Consider the following 16286-nt stretch of genomic DNA (forward strand, 5'->3'; position numbering starts at 1 on the left):
CTTGCCGTAAAACATGAGTATAGAAATATTGTCTAAAGGATTTATGCGTATTCGGCATTACGGTTTTTTAGCCAATGCATGTCGCAAGCGAAAGTTAGCGCTGATAAGGACGCAGGCATCATGCACATGCACATGCAGAGCAAAGAGACCAAAGACAGAAAACGTGACACTGATACCGCATTGGCCTTGTCAGCATTGTAAGGCAGGTATCTTGCGGCTAATTGGCGTATTCAAGTTAGATGCAACAACGTCCAAAATAGACCGAGCGAGTTAACAGCTAGATAGCTTAGTAAAATCAATTAGTTAACCTGCTTAACTGCTCAGGCTAGCTGCCTCTGTGCGCTTAAAAAATATAATTGCTTATTAAGGCAAATTTAGGTGTAATGAATACATAATAAGCTCTGAGCAACGCATGGAAAGCTTACATAAGACTAGCTAAACTGATTACACTAGCTAGGAAAGGGAGAGCCTCCAAAAACAAATTCCTATAGCATAAACAACACCAACTCTGTCACACCAAGTGGGTAGCGGCTCAGTCCAACAAGCGATTATGCAACACAAACTGCATGTCGCATAAATACTAAAATGTTATGATTCAGGAGTAAATATGGAAGAATTACCTCAAAATAAAGAATGGAAAGACTACGGACATGCGGGAGTAAAAGCTACGCTGAGTGTTATCCCTTTAGCTGGCGGCGCTTTGGCTACGTTATTTGAAACGGTCTTTTCTGCACCAATAGATAAGCGCAAAGAAGATTGGTTGATCCTATTAGCCAATACCGTTGATGAGGTTTGTGAAAAAGTTGAAAATCTGACGCCAGAAAAGCTATCTGAACATGATTCGTTTATATCTGCATATCTTCAAGCTTCAAATATCGCGGTCCGAACTCACCAAGAAGAAAAAATCAAAGCGTTAAATAATGCAGTAAAAAATACAGTATTAAATGAAGATATAGATGAAACCTTAAAGTTAATGTTCATTCGGTTCATTGATGAAATGACGCCACTTCATTTTCGAATTCTACACTTCTTGTCAACCCCCGAGCACTACATTCAGAAATTGAATACAAATCCTGATTGTTATACTCATTGGGGAGACTTACGTAATGTGTGGGAAAAAACCTATACAGATATTGGCTCAAATGATCCTATTATCGATTTGATTATCTCTGATTTAAACAGATTTGGTATGGTACGGATTAAACAGTTTCATGAGGCAAGCTTAAACTCTGTAGGTACTTCAATGGGTCAGAAATTCATCGATTTTATCGAGCTTGAATCATAACAAGCAATTAAACAGTGGGCTATTCGCTTCGCTCAATTTTAACCCACAATTTTTAACCCGTTAATCGCGCGTTATAAGAAAAGGAGAAATCAGAGAAATGGAACGTTATGCATATCTAGATACGTGGGATAAATTGCAAACAGATGAATTTAAATCTGTCTTTAATTATGCTTTGAATTTAGCAAAGAATAATCAGAGCAATTTAACTTTAGTGGTTAACAATGTATCCCAGTGTTCTGATTTTATCGAAAAATTTCTGAACCAAGTCCAAGTTAATAAGTTAGCTAAAGGGAATGTATTAAAATTTCAAGGAGTAGAAGTAAGTTTAAAGTCTCCATTTTCAATTAAAAATTATAATAATTATGGCGTCTTATGTGCTTTCCACCCTAGCGATACTTCACTTCAAAGCATGGAAAGTACCACTGAACCTCAAGCAATTGTGATACTCGGCGAGCAAGAGCCTCATCTTCATGCTTGGTTAAAAGAACATAGCGGGAAAGTTCTGAGAAAAGAGTAGTTTTCGTATAACAAAGCAATAATGAAAGGGACGCAAAAAAGCTTGGCGGCGTTACCATAGTTTGCTTCTGGCACATAGCAGCTAACTAAACTTGGCAGTATTTTTATGGGATTGGCCTCATAAAGGCTGTATTTGGTAACTTTATGCCATGATAAGCTTCAATGTTATGCCAAGTTATACTTCACTTACGGCGCTGTAGCTCAGTAAATGCGTATGTTATTATGCCAACTTACAATTCAAACAACATTGGGTGTATTAAAATTCCATTTTTCAATATTTCTTATTTATATTATTCGTACACTAATTCTAGATCATACCCACTTAGCTAAATTTTTACCTTTATAGACAATAGCTAATGAGTGAGCAATAATTAAAACTCGTGATTATACTTTACGCCGCAGGTGTTAAATAAGCTATTAAGGGTCAATATGACGTCTCAGAGGAATAAGTGGGCGCTTGCTATATTATTAGGGCTTTTAGGGGGATGCGCTAACCTTTTACCTCTGTATTTTTTTGATAGCTCTGAATTTTTATTTGGTCAGACGTTTGTAATACTCAGTTTAGTGTTTGCTGGGCTTCGTTATTCCCTCCTTAGTTTAACTATTGTCACTGGTTTTTTATTTTATCGCTGGGGGCATAGCTGGACCAGTATTGTTTATGTGCTTGAGCTGTTTTGGCTTTATACCTTTTGCTTAAAGCGTTCTAAGCCAATACTTCCTTTAGGCGCAGTGTTTTGGTTTTTAGTCGGCTTACCACTGGTGTGGGCTTTGGGTCACTTTGTTATAGGCTTGCCTTGGCTCACGCTTGTTGTGGCTGCCTCAAAATACTTTATCAATGCCATGATAGCGTTAGCTTTGGTCGACTTAGTGAGTGTGTTTGTTCCCCACGCAAGCCGGGCTTATCAAGGGCAGCCTCTGGCCCGTATATTAAGTTATGTTGTCAGTATCATTATTGTTTTGGTGGTTTTGATCACCAGTGTCTTTTTGGTTAATCAGCATTACTCGCGCTTAGAATACGAAGTAAATACGCAACTTAAAGAAAAATCACGCTCGATCAGTGCCCAGCTTAGTGACTATTTGTTGTTTCATAAAAATGCAATGGTAATAACCAGTGATGCAATGAGTGCCGGAGCACCAATACAGAAGCAGCTTGAGCGGCTAATGGCTTTATACCCTGGTTTTGCAACTAGTCTGTATGCGAACTCCGAAGGTTATGTTGAGAAAAGTATACCCAGTGAATTGCTCAGTGGTTTAAGTCAGAGTCAGCGTTATGTTAATGATCGTCTCTATTTCGCTGAGGCTCAGCAGTTCCCGTTAGGCTACAGCAGTGGCGTTTTTCAAGGCAGAGGATTAGGCGATCAACCTATTGTTGCGCTTTCGGCTCCCATTTATAAAAATGATGAGTTTTATGGTGTAGTTGAGGGGTCGCTCAAGCTAGATCAGTTAGAGCGGTTTATTCCCAATTTATTTGAGTATAAAGGGGATTTACTTCTTCTTGATGCCGATAAAAAAGTAGTATTTAGCTCGTTAACTCAGTTTGCTGCGCTGACTGATTTTAAGCAGCAGGATCTTAGTATCCAACGTTTTAGTGGTAATCAGCTTTTTCGCTCAAACGATAACGAGGTGTACCATACAAATCAGTATGTTGACGACACTACAGGGTGGCAGGTTATATCGCTCTATAATCGTAAATATTTAAGCTTGGTGGTAGTGGCTGCTTGGTTACCCACTATGTTGCTGGGGCTATTTTCTATTGCACTGGTGGTATTATTTATCTATAAATTTACCCATTTGCTGGTTAAACCCATCATAGAGTTAACTCATTTAATTAACAGCTTTAGTAAAACTAAAAAACACGTATTTAATACCGATTCTAGTTGGTACGAAGTACTGCAATTACAGCAACAATTTGAAATGTTGGGCAATGCACTTCTGCATTCAATCAAAAGTTTGCAAGCCTCTAATGTAAAAAATGAAGACCTTAATAAACAACTTAGCCAATTTAATCAGCAACTCGCAGATAAAGTAGCAGAACAAACAACTGAGCTAACACAAGCCGTTAAACTCGCTAATGAAGCAAATATCGCTAAGTCACAATTTTTAGCTAATATGAGTCACGAACTTCGCACACCTATGAATGGCATATTAGGTATGGGAGAGGTTTTGCTTCGAGATCAGTCTTTAAGTAATGAACAAAAAGAGTTGTTGCTCACGCAGCAAAAAAGCGCCAAAAACTTGCTTGATATTCTTAACGATATTTTAGATTTTTCTAAAATTGAAGCAAATGCCATGGAGCTAAATAGTAGACCCACGCAGCTAGCTCCATTTATCGAAAATATACGCTCTTTATTTACGCCGATTGTTAGTACTAAAGAGGTGGAATTTAGCATAATTCAAACCACAAATTTACCACTGTACATTAGTGTTGATGAATTACGCTTAAATCAGGTGATTATTAATTTACTCTCTAATGCGTATAAATTTACAGAGCAAGGCTTTGTGCGATTATCGTTCGATTATAACGATAATAAACTTCAGGTTAGCGTTGAAGATAGTGGTATTGGTATTGCAAAGGCACAGCAGTCATTATTATTTAGTGAGTTTACTCAAGCTGATGTGGGCGTTGCACGTAAGTATGGCGGAACAGGTCTGGGGCTGGCTATTTCTCAAAAGCTAATAAAAATGATGGACGGTGAAATTCATTTACACAGTGAAGAGGGTAAAGGTAGTACGTTCACCTTTAGTATTAGTGCGCCAGAATCAGCAGACGCTCCCTCAAAGTTACCTAAAAAAACAGCTTCGCAGCCAAACCTTTTGGATAAACGCATACTGTTGGTAGAGGATAATGCGATTAACCGACAGGTGATTGCAAAAATGCTTGAGCTTACTAAAGTGAGTTTAACAATGGCTGAAGATGGCTTAAAGGCGCTTGAAGTCTTGAAGAGTCAGTCGTTTGATTTGATTTTAATGGATTGCCAAATGCCGAACATGGATGGCTATGAATGCACTAGCGCGATTAGAACCACTGAAATTAAAACCGGCTTACGAGTACCTATAGTGGCGATCACTGCAAATGCTTATGAGGAAGATAAGCAGCGCTGTTTAATTGTTGGTATGGATGACTTTATAGCCAAACCCATTAATAGCGATGATTTATATACAGTGATTGGTAATATACTCAGCTGAGCAGCAGTACAAGAGCACACAACATAGATCACGGTTAGTATGCTAAGTGGCCGAGGCGTGCTCGGCAATTCATATTATACTTTTTTGGTCAGCCACATACCGCCAAGTACGGAAGCAAAAAATAGCCAAAACTCTGTTTTAAGTGATACCAGTTGTACAAGCCCGGGGCCCGGGCACACGCCGCTTAAGCCCCAACCTAAACCAAATAAAATAGAGCCAGTAATTAACCGCGTATCGACCTTTTTTAAATCGCTAAGGCTTAGTTTGTCGTTAAACACCGGCGTGCCTTTTTTAGTGAGCCAAAACCATGCGCCCATCATAATGGTCATTGCAACAGCCATAACAATAATTAAGCTACCGTCCCATTGCTGATTAAAAGTGAGAAAGTTAAGCACTTTATCTGGGTTGGTCATGCCACTAATAATTAGTCCCAAACCAAATACGAACCCTAAAATAAGCGTAATAATTGCGTGCATGATTTACCCTACTAAATTAGCGGTGATAATGGCGATTGCCATAAATGTACAGGTTGATACCCATGAACGGGCCGAAAAGCGAGACATACCACATACGCCGTGACCACTGGTGCAGCCATTCGCTAATGTGGTTCCCGCACCGACTAAAAGCCCTGCAATAATAATCATCCAAGGGGATAAGCTTAATTCACCTACTAACAGCTCAGGGGCAAATATTTGTATAAATACACCTGCTAGCAATAACCCCATCACAAAACACAGTTTCCAACGAGAAGCTGCTGCCAGTGGATTAAAGATTGATTTTATAAGCCCTGAAATTCCCGCTACTTTACCAAATAAAACCAGTAATAACGCGCAGGCTAGACCAATTAAACCACCGCCAATAGCCCCAGATAGTGGTGTGAATTCGGTTGTCATCGTTTAAATTCTCCAAGCAAGGGATACACCCAATCCTGATTGTTCCATTGAAATTGATAGTTGTTGATTAGGCGCTAAATAGTTTGCACCTGTTACATTTTTAGAGGGTGAATAAAAAGCCATTGCGTTAAATTGCACCGCGTCACTAAGCGCATGACTAATGCCTGCTGTAAAATGCCATTCTTGCACACCGGGCGCTAAAATATTAAATAAAATGTCAGATGATGGAATGGGTTGCTCGGTATAAGAAGCACCAAACCTAATTTTTTGTTGCTCAGTGCGTTGCCATTGATAACCCAGTTTATAAATACTCATATCGTGCCAACCAAAGCCTGCTCCGGCTTCAGCCCCTAGTGGCGCTGACATTAAATTAGTAATAGGGTTGGCGATACTTTTTACTTTACTGTAATTTATTTTTTGCCAATCAAACACCACTTGGTGCGATGGTAAAAACTGCCAAGCGGTACCGAGCTGAATAGAGCTTGGTAAATCAAACCCGCCTTGCTCTGCAAACAGGCCGCTGTAACGGTCAAATTCATCCATAGACACTGATGAACGGTAACTGGCGCCCCAGCTAAGTGACGAGTTAATAATGTGGCTGATCCCAAGTTGCATTCCAATGCCTGTGCTGGTATCAACGCCATTATTAGACAGCGCCTCTGGCTTTTGCGAAAAGGCGGCAAAATTTGCCAAACCTTGTGCTTCAAATTGTTGCACTACATAAATAGCAGAAACACCTAGGCGTATTTGCTCATTTAATTGATAGCTCATGGTTGGACTGACAAATAACTGTTTTAAGTCAACACCAGTGGTGCCGCCATAAAATGTGCCTTGAGGGGCAGAAGCAGCCACATATTCTGTGTTCATTCCGCCGTTACCGTAAACTAATAGGCCAATATTAATGCGCTCATTTAATTGATGGCCAATAGCAAATTCGGGAATTGCAAATAAGCTGTTATCACTTTTTTTGGTTGTTGCGTCCAAATACAGTGCATTGGGAAAGTATTCATCGACCTTTGCAGCGGTGTAGTTACGCTCAGGAGCAAATAATTCTATGCCTACCGACATTTGCGTGCCATTAGCTGAAAAAGTAGCCGGGTTATTTGCACCCGACATTAACTCTTCTGATAACGCTACACCAGCACCTGCCATGCCTTTGTGAGTCATACCGTAGCCATGAGTAAAATAGCCATTCGTTGCAAATACATTAAATGTGCTTAACGCAGAGGTGAAAATAAGGCCTGAGAGTAACTGTTTTTTCATTTAAATTGAGACTAAGTAGAGAAAGTTGGCGAACAATAGCTAACTTTTTATATTCCAAAAAAGAACTTTAAAAGATTATATATACTAAAAAAGCATATTGTTTGTGGATGAGGAACAGGTAAATGAAAGGGCTTACAAAGGAGGGTTAAATACACTGGAGTAAAACAGCATTATTAAGCGCTATTTTACTCCAGCCAAGTAATTACATTGACTCTAATTTCATACCGCGTGTCTCTTTAATGTATTTAACTACAAAAAACACACTAATAAACGCCGAGAGGGTATAAAAGCCATAGGCGCCTGCTAAACCAATACTACCTAGCATGATAGGGAAGGTCATAGTAATAGCAAAGTTAGCTATCCACTGCGCACTAGCAGCAACTGCAAGCGCGGCGCCGCGAATGCGGTTATTAAACATTTCACCAAGCAGTACCCACACAATTGGGCCCCAGCTTAAACCAAAAAATACCACAAACAGGTTAGCCATTATTAAAGCAAAGGTACCCATATTTTCGCTAAGTGCTAACTTGCCCGCTTCATCAAGGCCTGCACTGCCAAAGGTGTAGGTAAGTGCACTTAAACTAATAAACATACCTATACTACCTACCAGTAACAATGGCTTACGTCCCACTTTATCAACTAAAGCAATAGCAATAAAAGTAGACAAAATATTAGTGGTACCCGCAAGCACGTTTATAAACAGTGATTGTGATTCATCAAAACCAGCGGCTTGCCAAAGCTCTGAACCGTAATAAAATACCACGTTAATACCAACAAATTGTTGAAACACTGACAAGGCCACACCCACCCAAACAATAGGGTGTACCTTTTTACTGCCATCGATAAATAAATCGCGAATACTTGGTTTTTTATCGCTTTTCAGAGACTGCTTAACGTCATTGATTTGCGCATCAGCATCATCGTTTGAAATTTTATTAAATACAGTTTTAGCGTGTTTAAGCTTGCCTTGTGCGACTAAGTAACGCGGTGACTCAGGAATAAACAAGACCCCAATTAAAAATAAGCCTGCAGGAACCAGTTCAGCCCAAAACATCCAGCGCCATGCAGCTAAGTCTAACAGTAAAATACCCTCGGCACCGCCTGCGGCATTAGCAATTAGGTAGTTACTTAAAAAGGCAGCAAACAGACCCAGCACAATAGCAAGCTGCTGCAGTGTTGCTAAACGGCCGCGTAAGCTGGCAGGGGCTACTTCTGCAATATAAGCCGGCGCTAAAACAGATGCCGCACCTATACCTAATCCGCCAAATAAGCGGTAAAAAATAAACTCAGCTGAGCTATCAGCAATACCAGAGCCAAATGCACTGATAGCAAATATAAGTGCAGTGACAATCATAATAGCGCGACGGCCAAATTTGTCAGCTAATGGGCCTGCAGCTAAAGCCCCCAGTGCACAACCAAGTAAAACAGAGGCAACATTAAACCCTGTTGCTACACTGCTTGAGTTAAATGTATTACCTAATGCCGATACAGTGCCATTTATAACGCCTGAATCAAAACCAAATAAAAAGCCACCAATGGCGGCAACAGCCGATATAAAAATAACGTATAAAAGTGAGCACTTTGTCTGTGCGCTTTGCTCACCTTTAGTTGCATGCTGTGTTGTCATGTTGTTCAATCCTAATTTTTATTATGTGTAATGAAGTTAAAGTACCACTAATAATTTGCGGGCAACCTTAGCACAGAGTAATCACGCTAAAAAAGATATTTCAATAGTAATACGTATGCATAAATAAATTAATTGAGTTGCGCGAGGGTCTGTTTATCTTTTGAGATTGAAGTTTCAGCAGTGTGTTTGGTTTTTAAGCAAAATAGATCTTTTGCCATGTGAATGCCCGTAAATAGGTACTAACGCTTCGTTAATGTTAAACACGCACTGCTTGAAGGGTTCTGCTATCTACACAGGTGAAGATAAGGTGCAGGGTATAAAAAGGGTGCTCGGTTTTAACTTAGTTTATTAAGTAACAAACCTCGCTGAAATTAAAGCGCCCGAGATTGAATCAATTTAAATTCTAAAAGGCTATTAACTCCTAATTGGGTTGCTAAAAGCGCTCAAATAATTATACTGTTTTTATATACAGTATTGGCGGTTTTTATGAGAAAAGAGTTACCAGCAAAATATTATTTGGCACATTTTAAAGAGCTAATAGGCTTTGTGAGCGATAAATGTATGCATTTACTTGAGCAAAAGCACATTACATTTATTAATAAAATAAACACCCTCGACGAGCAAAGCCAATGCATGCTAGCACGTATTTATTCTCGTAAGCCTTATTTAGTGCAAACTCAGTCATTAAATTATGAAGAGATTATTTCGCCTTATCAGTCACTTTTTAATTTAAAAACAGCCGGATTAGTATATGAACCCTCACAAGCAGACGCTAAGCAACTGCTTAGTCATCTAACAAAGCCGGCCTTAATTGAGTTGTTATCTCAACAAGAGCAGCCACCATTATTTAAAAAAAGTGCAGCTAAAAGTTGTTTAGTTGAAGTCGCTATTTCATTTTTTGAATCTAAGCCAGAGCGTCTTTCGCATTTGTATAATCAGTATGTGATCAATAATAGAGATGAGTGTTACCAGTATTTTGAGTTTTTGTATATTGGCAGGCTCAGTGCCGGTGATGTTAATCATCAAAATCGGTTTGTACTAAGAGATTTAGGAGTAACTCCTGTTAGGCAAGGACATCATGAAAGTTTGTCTCGCTTTGACTCAATTGAGGAAGCGCAATCTAACTATGTGTTAAACCGTTTTCGGTTAGCCGTTAAAAACGCGAAAGATGACAATGAAAATGAGACGTTAGCAAAACAGTTAATAAATGAATTAGCAGTAGGGGTTGTAGCTCGAGAGCTAAAGAATAAGTTATTGGTCATACTTTATAAGCAACTAAAAACAACTAACCCTGTATTAGCGTTTGATGTACTTAATGCCTGCGAAGACGATGCGCACGCACTAGAAATTCAAATAAGAGAGCAATACCGTTTAGGTAATAAAGAATGGGTAAAGGCGCAACTTGAGAAAATTATAGAAAATCCGCTCACCGATGAGTTACTGTACTTTGCGGATGACTTTTTAATGCGCAAATTTAACAAGCAAACACGCTCACGGCTTAGTGAAATGTTAGCCAGTACACGCTGTATTATAGAAGTTGATGAACTTTACCGTGGCGATGTTGAGTTAGGTGTAAGTGATCACTACACTCGTCAAGGCAAGCAGGTTTTTTATACTGAGAATACCTTGTGGCAAAGCTTATTTGCGCTGGTTTTTTGGCAGGAACTTTTTATTGAAACCCCAACCCCCCCCTGCAACGAATTTGATATTTATCCGCAAGCCTTAAAAACAGATACATTTTATTTAAATCAATCCTCGCAATTAGAGGCGCGGCTGGCTGCGTGTAATAGTACCTCCAAATTGCTGCGTTTAGTGTGTAACCATGCAGCGAAGTATTATGAGCAACCAAATGGCTTATTTAGATGGCACAAAGATGTATTAAAGCCATTAGAGATGCTTATTTTAAACAGCCCGATAAATGCGCTATTAAGCCATTTAAAAAACATGGCAAAAAACTATCGACAATTAAAAGATGGTTACCCCGATTTAATGATTGTTGATAACAGCGCAGTTCATTTTGAAGAGGTAAAAGCGCCCGGAGACAAGCTTAAAAGAAACCAGCTAGTGAGCATCGATAATTTAAAAAACAGTGGTTTTAAAGTCAATATTGCAGCGGTGAAGTGGTATGTAGACCCTAACCGTGTTTATAGTGTAGTTGATATTGAAACTACAGGAGGCCTCAAAGGCGGTAACCGTATTACCGAAATTGGTATTGTTAAAATAAAGCAGGGCGAAATAGTTGATACATGGACCACATTGATAAACCCAGAGCGACCCATCCCGCGCTTTATTACCTCGCTTACAGGCATTAACGATGCCATGGTAAGCAATGCGCCTATATTTAGCGATATTGCAGCGCCGTTACTGAATCAATTATCAGGCAGTATTTTTGTGGCGCATAATGTTAATTTTGATTATGGCTTTATTAAAAAAGAGCTTGAGAGGATAGGAATTAATTTTAAAATGCCGAAACTGTGTACAGTCGTTGAATCACGCAAAGCATTTAAGGGATTAAAGTCGTATTCGCTGGGAAATTTATCTGCACACTTTAATTTAGACTTAACCAATCATCACCGTGCATTAGACGATGCCAAAGCTGCCACGCAGTTATTATTACTGGTTCAGCAATCTGCAGATGAAAATATAGTTGCTGTTTAAAAAAGCAAAAAGCGCTACGCGCGCTTTGTTACTTTTTTCTCAAAGTCACTTTTTACAATGTCGAGTGCTTTTAAAACCTCTTCGGGCTCTACGTCGTGTTGTTCTAATATCATAATTAAATCAACAGCCAGTTTTATGTGCGTAGGGGCTTCTTCTAGCGGGTTACTCATTAATATCTTTCTTTTTAGCAATCTGATCAATCGCAAAGTTAATGGCAAGTTCAACGCGTTGTTCCATGTCCATACGATCTGTTTGGGTTAAATAAAACGCCATGTCTACATCGTATCGAATATAGCGAGGTGGTAACTGATTGAGCACGGTACAGCAAAAGTCAGCCATTACATCGTCGTTGTAACGCTCATTAAGTTTACGTTTTTCTATTTCTTCTAGAACGATTTTTTCGTAAAAGTTGTGTATGTCGTCATCTAAGCGCATATTCCTGTCACTCTTTTTTATTGTCTTTGTTGAGTCTATACCAAGGATTGTTATAAATCGAGAGCCGCTTTAAATAGTTGTTTACGGACACTGACTAAATCATTGATGTTACGCTGATAACCACCACCTAAAGCGCACATAAGCGGGATGTTTCGCTGCTTACAAAAGTTAAGAACGGCAAAGTCACGCGCGTATACGCCAGCCAAAGAAACATCAAATAAGCCAAGTTCGTCTTTGGTATAAATATCGGCGCCCGCATTATATAAAATAATATCGGGCTGGTGGAGGCGAACACATAACTCAAGAGCTTGCTCTAGTGTTGTTAAATACTCTGCATCTGTGGTGTTTGCAGGTAAGCCAAAGTCGTAGTTTGAGTGCTGTTTTTGCCGAGGAAAGTTTTGTTCACAGTGAATTGAACAACTAATTATCTGCTCGTGCTGTTGGGTTATTTGTGCTGTGCCGTCACCTTGATGCACGTCACAATCAAATATTAATACGGTGTCGGCTTGCTCCGTTGCAATAAGGTGGGCTGCAGCAATGGCTAAATCATTAAAAATACAAAAGCCACTGCCGTAATTGCTGTAAGCATGATGATAACCGCCACTTAAATTAGCCGCTAAACCACTTTTAATTGCACTTTCAGCGGCTTGAATGCTGGCACCAACAGAGTAAAGTGTTCGCTCAACAAGTTCAGGAGAGTGAGGAAATCCCATTTTCTTAACCGCTTTGTCAGTTAACGAGCCATTTAAAAAATCAGCGATGTACTCTGAGCTATGACACAATTTCAATTGCGCTGTTGTTGCTGGCGAAGGTGATATAAATTGGGTGTAGCCTAAAAATTCAACTTCATGCTTGAGCTGCTGATACTTTTTAATTGGAAAGCGATGGCGTTCAGGTAACTCTAATTGCGAGTACAGATAGTGATAATAAAGCTGCATTAGCGTAGCTGTTGTTTTTCTACTTGTTGAATTTTGTCTTCGGTGGCAGAAATTGCTTTTCTGCAACGGCCGAGTCGTGCATGAGTGGTTAAAATTTCTTGATTAAGTTTTTGTGCTTGCGCAGGTGATGCTTTTTCCATTTGTAACTTACGCTCTTCAATCATCAGCACTAGGCGGCGTTCAAACTCATGGTTTTGTTTAAGCTCATCATATAACTCATGGGATGATTGCATGATTTTTTGCACTGCTTGTTTGTAAATAGGCTGTTTGGCACGAGGCTTATAATGACTTTTGTTTTCTTTCACCCAAATAGGGGTCGATTTAATTACATTAAAGACCGCTTGTACCTGACTAGCAATGCGCTCAAGTGCGTAAGTGTAGGCATGGCGGTGATCGCTCGGTGGTAGGCTGGCTATTTCATCTTCTATTTCTACTACGTAATCAACCAAGTTCATGCTTTTGGTGCTAAATACGGCTCTGTCAAATAAGCTTGGCTGTGCCTGCATATAACGGTTTTTAGCAAATAATTTTGCTTTATCAAATTGCTCAGCTTGTTGCTTAAGCGTAGCAACTTGTTGGCGTAGTTTGTCTAAAGCAGCAGATTGCATATTAAAAGTATGCCTCGTAAATTAGTTTTAACGCTAAAAGTATAACCATAGTATTAAATACTGGGCGAATAAATTTACTGCCAAAACGAATAGCTGAATGTGCGCCAAACCATGCACCAAGCATGATAAAGAAGCCCATTGTAATTCCCAGTAAAAAGTTAACATGGCCAAGTGCAACAAAGGTGATCAGAGAGATGAAGTTAGAAACAAAATTCATTGAACGCGCCAAACCACAATTGAGTAGCAAACTCATTTTATAAAGCATACCGTTTGAGGCAGTCCAAAAAGTTCCCGTTCCAGGCCCAGCTAAACCATCAAAAAAACCTAGGCTTAATCCTTGTAGCCACTGTTTTACTTTTATTGTGCGGGTTAATTTAGGCAGATCATCACTTTGTGTGGTACTTAAATTACCAAACAAGCTGTAGCAAGCCACTAAAATAATAATAATGGGTAAGAGCTTATTTAAAAACTCGATACTTAAATGATCAACAATAAGTGTGCCTAACAAAGCACCTATGGCGGTAGCCATAATAGAAGCAAACCAAAATCGTGGACTAAATAACTGTTTTTTATAATAGGTGATACTGGCCGTTAACGAGCCAAAACTGGCCGCCAATTTATTAGTGCCAAGCGTTAAATGAGGAGGTAATCCTGCCGTTAACAGTGCTGGTACAGTGAGTAATCCACCGCCGCCAGCAATAGCATCAATAAAGCCAGCTAAAAGTGCAACGCCACATAAAATAGCCCAAGTTGTTGGGTCGAGTGCAAGTTCAAACATCAGTAATCTATTTGTCTTTTAAAAGGTGGTAAGGTGTCAAGCATGGCTTTGCCATATCGTTTGGTGACTAGGCGTCTATCTAAAATAGTTATTGTGCCTGCATCACTTTCTTTTCGCAGCAGTCTACCACAGCTTTGTACCAATTTCTTTGCTGCGTCTGGCACGGTTATCGATAAAAACGGATTACCGCCTTTACTTTGCACAAACTCTGCTTGCGCTTCTTCGATAGGCGAGGTGGGCACCGCAAACGGAATTTTGGTAATAATCAGGTTTTCTAAATATTTCCCAGGTAAATCAAGCCCTTCAGAAAGACTTTGGGTACCAAATAAAATACTGCCTTTGCCTTCATCAATATTTTTAGTATGTAATTTGAGCAAAGCTTCTCGTGACATTTCACCTTGTACTAATAAGTTAAATCCTTTTGTTCTAAGAAACTTACTTACATGGTCCATTTGCCAGTAAGAGGCAAACAACACTAAATTGGCTTTTTTAGTGTTTAGGTATTCGGGTAATGTTTTAGCAATATGATCGCTAAATTCTTTATCTGTTGGCTCTATACTTGAGGCCGGAATGCGTAAAGTGGCTTGTTTTGGGTAGTCAAATGGAGAAGGGACTTTAATAAATTTCACCCCTTCCTCTTTGGCAAGGCCGCTTTCATAGGCAAAATGATCAAATGAACCGAGTGCGCTCAAGGTAGCTGAACATAACACGGCTCCAGCACATTCGTTCCACAGCTTATCTTTTAAATAGTAACCGACCTCAATGGGGCAGTCGCTAAGCAAGTGATCATGATGGCTTTTATATTCAAGTCGTTTTATCCATCGCGCATGCGGTGTGCCTTCGCCTTTAGTAGCGTAACTAAACCATAATTTATTAAGTTGTTCTAACCGGTTTATGTATTGCCCGCTTTCAGCCAGAATGGGGTCGGCAACATAAGGTTTAATATCACCGTCGCTTACATCTTGTGTGAGGGTATCGTGCATCTTATTTAAACACCGTAATGCATCAAGCGTGGCTTCGCTAATGTCTTTTGCTTTTGCGTGTAACGATTTAGGAATTTCACCATGTTCAAAGCGATAGGTATCGTCTTTTGAATATTCAAAATCGGCGTTGTCGAGTATATCGCGCACCACTTTTAAATCTTTGTTGGCATCGTTAACGCTATCGCATAACTTAAAGTTTTGCCCAATGCCTTTTTGACCCACTAACACTTTGGCCATTTTGCCACTGAATTTAGTAAGTTTGTCGAGCCAATCTATCGTGCCTTTTATCGTAGCTGCAGCAGATGAAAAGTCGCGGGTAATATGTGCAAGGTGGTGCGCTTCATCGATTACATAAATGGTGTTGTCGGGCTCGGGTAAAATTTTTCCGCCCCCTAAGTCTAAATCGGCTAACAGTAACGAATGGTTTATAACCAATACATCCATTTGCATTAACTGCTGGCGGGCGAGTTGAAAAGGACATGTTTGGTGTGCTTTCATCTGGCGTTGGCAAGCATGCTTATCGCAAGCAATGAGCCCCCATACTCTATCAGGAATGGTATCGGCCCAGCTGTCTCTATCACCTTGCCATTTTTTATTGATATAGGCATCGTAAAGTTGCTTTAAGCACTTAGTTTCCATATCGCTTAATGGCGATGTAAGGGTAGGCATAAACTCCATTTGAGTTTGGCTATCGCTGTTTAGTGCATTATGAAGTTTGTGTGCACAAATATAACGTTGGCGACCTTTGACTAAATCAAATTTAAAATCGAGTCCTGAGTGCTTTTTAAAAAACGGCAGTTCTTTAGCGATTAACTGCTCTTGCAAAGCCACAGTAGCCGTAGAAATAACCAGTTTCTTTTTTTGTGCTAATGCCAGTGGCAGAGCGCCTAGGCAGTAAGCTAATGACTTTCCGGTGCCTGTGCCTGCTTCAATAACACAAATACGTTGTTTTCTATGGTATTCACCGGCTAATGTTTTGGCGATTTCAGCAACTAAATAGTTTTGACTACTGCGAGGGCGGTAATCGGTTAGGTTATTTGCAACATGCTGGTGTACTTGTCTAATTGTTTTTTTAAGTGAGCTCGATAGCATGTGATGATTAACCTAAAATATGTA

At 39.7% G+C, this 16286-nt stretch carries 14 protein-coding genes and 1 pseudogene; 5 read left to right on the top strand and 10 right to left on the bottom strand.

Going from position 1 to position 16286, the window contains the following annotated elements:
• Positions 1–19: 19 nt before the first annotated feature.
• The 4 genes and pseudogenes from QL984_RS01345 to QL984_RS01360 all read left to right on the top strand — a co-directional run.
• A pseudogene (locus QL984_RS01345) lies at positions 20–274 on the top strand (IS91 family transposase); the annotation flags it as partial.
• A gap of 333 nt (positions 275–607) precedes the next feature.
• Positions 608–1285, top strand: a complete 678-nt coding sequence (locus QL984_RS01350; RefSeq protein WP_290171907.1) for a hypothetical protein — start codon at positions 608–610, stop codon at positions 1283–1285.
• Positions 1286–1382: 97 nt separating this feature from the next.
• Positions 1383–1802, top strand: coding sequence for a hypothetical protein (locus tag QL984_RS01355; RefSeq protein WP_290171908.1), 420 nt, complete (start codon positions 1383–1385; stop codon positions 1800–1802).
• A 428-nt stretch (positions 1803–2230) separates the two neighbouring features.
• Positions 2231–4987, top strand: a complete 2757-nt coding sequence (locus tag QL984_RS01360; protein WP_290171909.1) for a hybrid sensor histidine kinase/response regulator — start codon at positions 2231–2233, stop codon at positions 4985–4987.
• Positions 4988–5061: 74 nt separating this feature from the next.
• Here the strand turns inward: QL984_RS01360 and QL984_RS01365 are convergent, their stop codons facing one another.
• The 4 genes from QL984_RS01365 to QL984_RS01380 form a co-directional block, all read right to left on the bottom strand.
• Positions 5062–5463 carry a DUF6691 family protein gene (locus QL984_RS01365; RefSeq protein ID WP_013465390.1) on the bottom strand — a complete coding sequence of 134 codons (402 nt, stop codon included), beginning with the start codon at positions 5461–5463 and terminating at the stop codon, positions 5062–5064.
• 3 nt (positions 5464–5466) lie between these two features.
• The gene (locus QL984_RS01370; RefSeq protein ID WP_033103778.1) at positions 5467–5880 is read right to left on the bottom strand and encodes a YeeE/YedE thiosulfate transporter family protein; all 414 of its coding nucleotides are present in this window, start codon (positions 5878–5880) and stop codon (positions 5467–5469) included.
• A 3-nt stretch (positions 5881–5883) separates the two neighbouring features.
• Positions 5884–7143 carry an outer membrane protein transport protein gene (locus tag QL984_RS01375; protein ID WP_290171911.1) on the bottom strand — a complete coding sequence of 420 codons (1260 nt, stop codon included), beginning with the start codon at positions 7141–7143 and terminating at the stop codon, positions 5884–5886.
• Positions 7144–7345: 202 nt separating this feature from the next.
• Positions 7346–8770 carry a sugar porter family MFS transporter gene (locus tag QL984_RS01380; protein WP_058155001.1) on the bottom strand — a complete coding sequence of 475 codons (1425 nt, stop codon included), beginning with the start codon at positions 8768–8770 and terminating at the stop codon, positions 7346–7348.
• Positions 8771–9256: 486 nt separating this feature from the next.
• Between QL984_RS01380 and QL984_RS01385 the strand changes: the two genes are divergently transcribed.
• Positions 9257–11428, top strand: a complete 2172-nt coding sequence (locus QL984_RS01385; RefSeq protein WP_290171912.1) for an exonuclease domain-containing protein — start codon at positions 9257–9259, stop codon at positions 11426–11428.
• Positions 11429–11442: 14 nt separating this feature from the next.
• Here QL984_RS01385 and QL984_RS01390 read toward each other — a convergent pair whose 3' ends face one another.
• Genes QL984_RS01390 through dinG form a run of 6 tightly spaced genes read right to left on the bottom strand, consistent with a single transcriptional unit; the run spans position 11443 to position 16262 of the window.
• Positions 11443–11598: a YbaM family protein gene (locus QL984_RS01390; RefSeq protein WP_090494320.1), complete on the bottom strand. Its 156-nt coding sequence runs from the start codon at positions 11596–11598 to the stop codon at positions 11443–11445.
• Positions 11591–11863 (bottom strand): late competence development ComFB family protein, encoded by a 273-nt coding sequence (locus QL984_RS01395; protein WP_090494317.1) that lies wholly within the window; start codon positions 11861–11863, stop codon positions 11591–11593. The genes QL984_RS01390 and QL984_RS01395 overlap by 8 nt, the downstream gene beginning before the upstream one ends.
• 50 nt (positions 11864–11913) lie before the next feature.
• The gene (locus QL984_RS01400) at positions 11914–12801 is read right to left on the bottom strand and encodes a histone deacetylase (RefSeq protein WP_090494315.1); all 888 of its coding nucleotides are present in this window, start codon (positions 12799–12801) and stop codon (positions 11914–11916) included.
• Positions 12801–13409 (bottom strand): primosomal replication protein, encoded by a 609-nt coding sequence (locus QL984_RS01405; protein WP_090494313.1) that lies wholly within the window; start codon positions 13407–13409, stop codon positions 12801–12803. Before QL984_RS01405 ends, QL984_RS01400 begins: the two co-directional genes overlap by 1 nt.
• 1 nt (position 13410) lies before the next feature.
• Entirely contained in the window at positions 13411–14187 is a 777-nt protein-coding gene (locus tag QL984_RS01410; RefSeq protein ID WP_138764511.1) for a TSUP family transporter, read from the bottom strand.
• Positions 14187–16262 (bottom strand): ATP-dependent DNA helicase DinG, encoded by a 2076-nt coding sequence (gene dinG, locus QL984_RS01415; RefSeq protein WP_290171914.1) that lies wholly within the window; start codon positions 16260–16262, stop codon positions 14187–14189. Before dinG ends, QL984_RS01410 begins: the two co-directional genes overlap by 1 nt.
• Positions 16263–16286 lie beyond the last annotated feature (24 nt).

This window comes from Pseudoalteromonas sp. APC 3495 (genome assembly GCF_030407645.1).
Lineage (GTDB): Bacteria > Pseudomonadota > Gammaproteobacteria > Enterobacterales > Alteromonadaceae > Pseudoalteromonas > Pseudoalteromonas tetraodonis.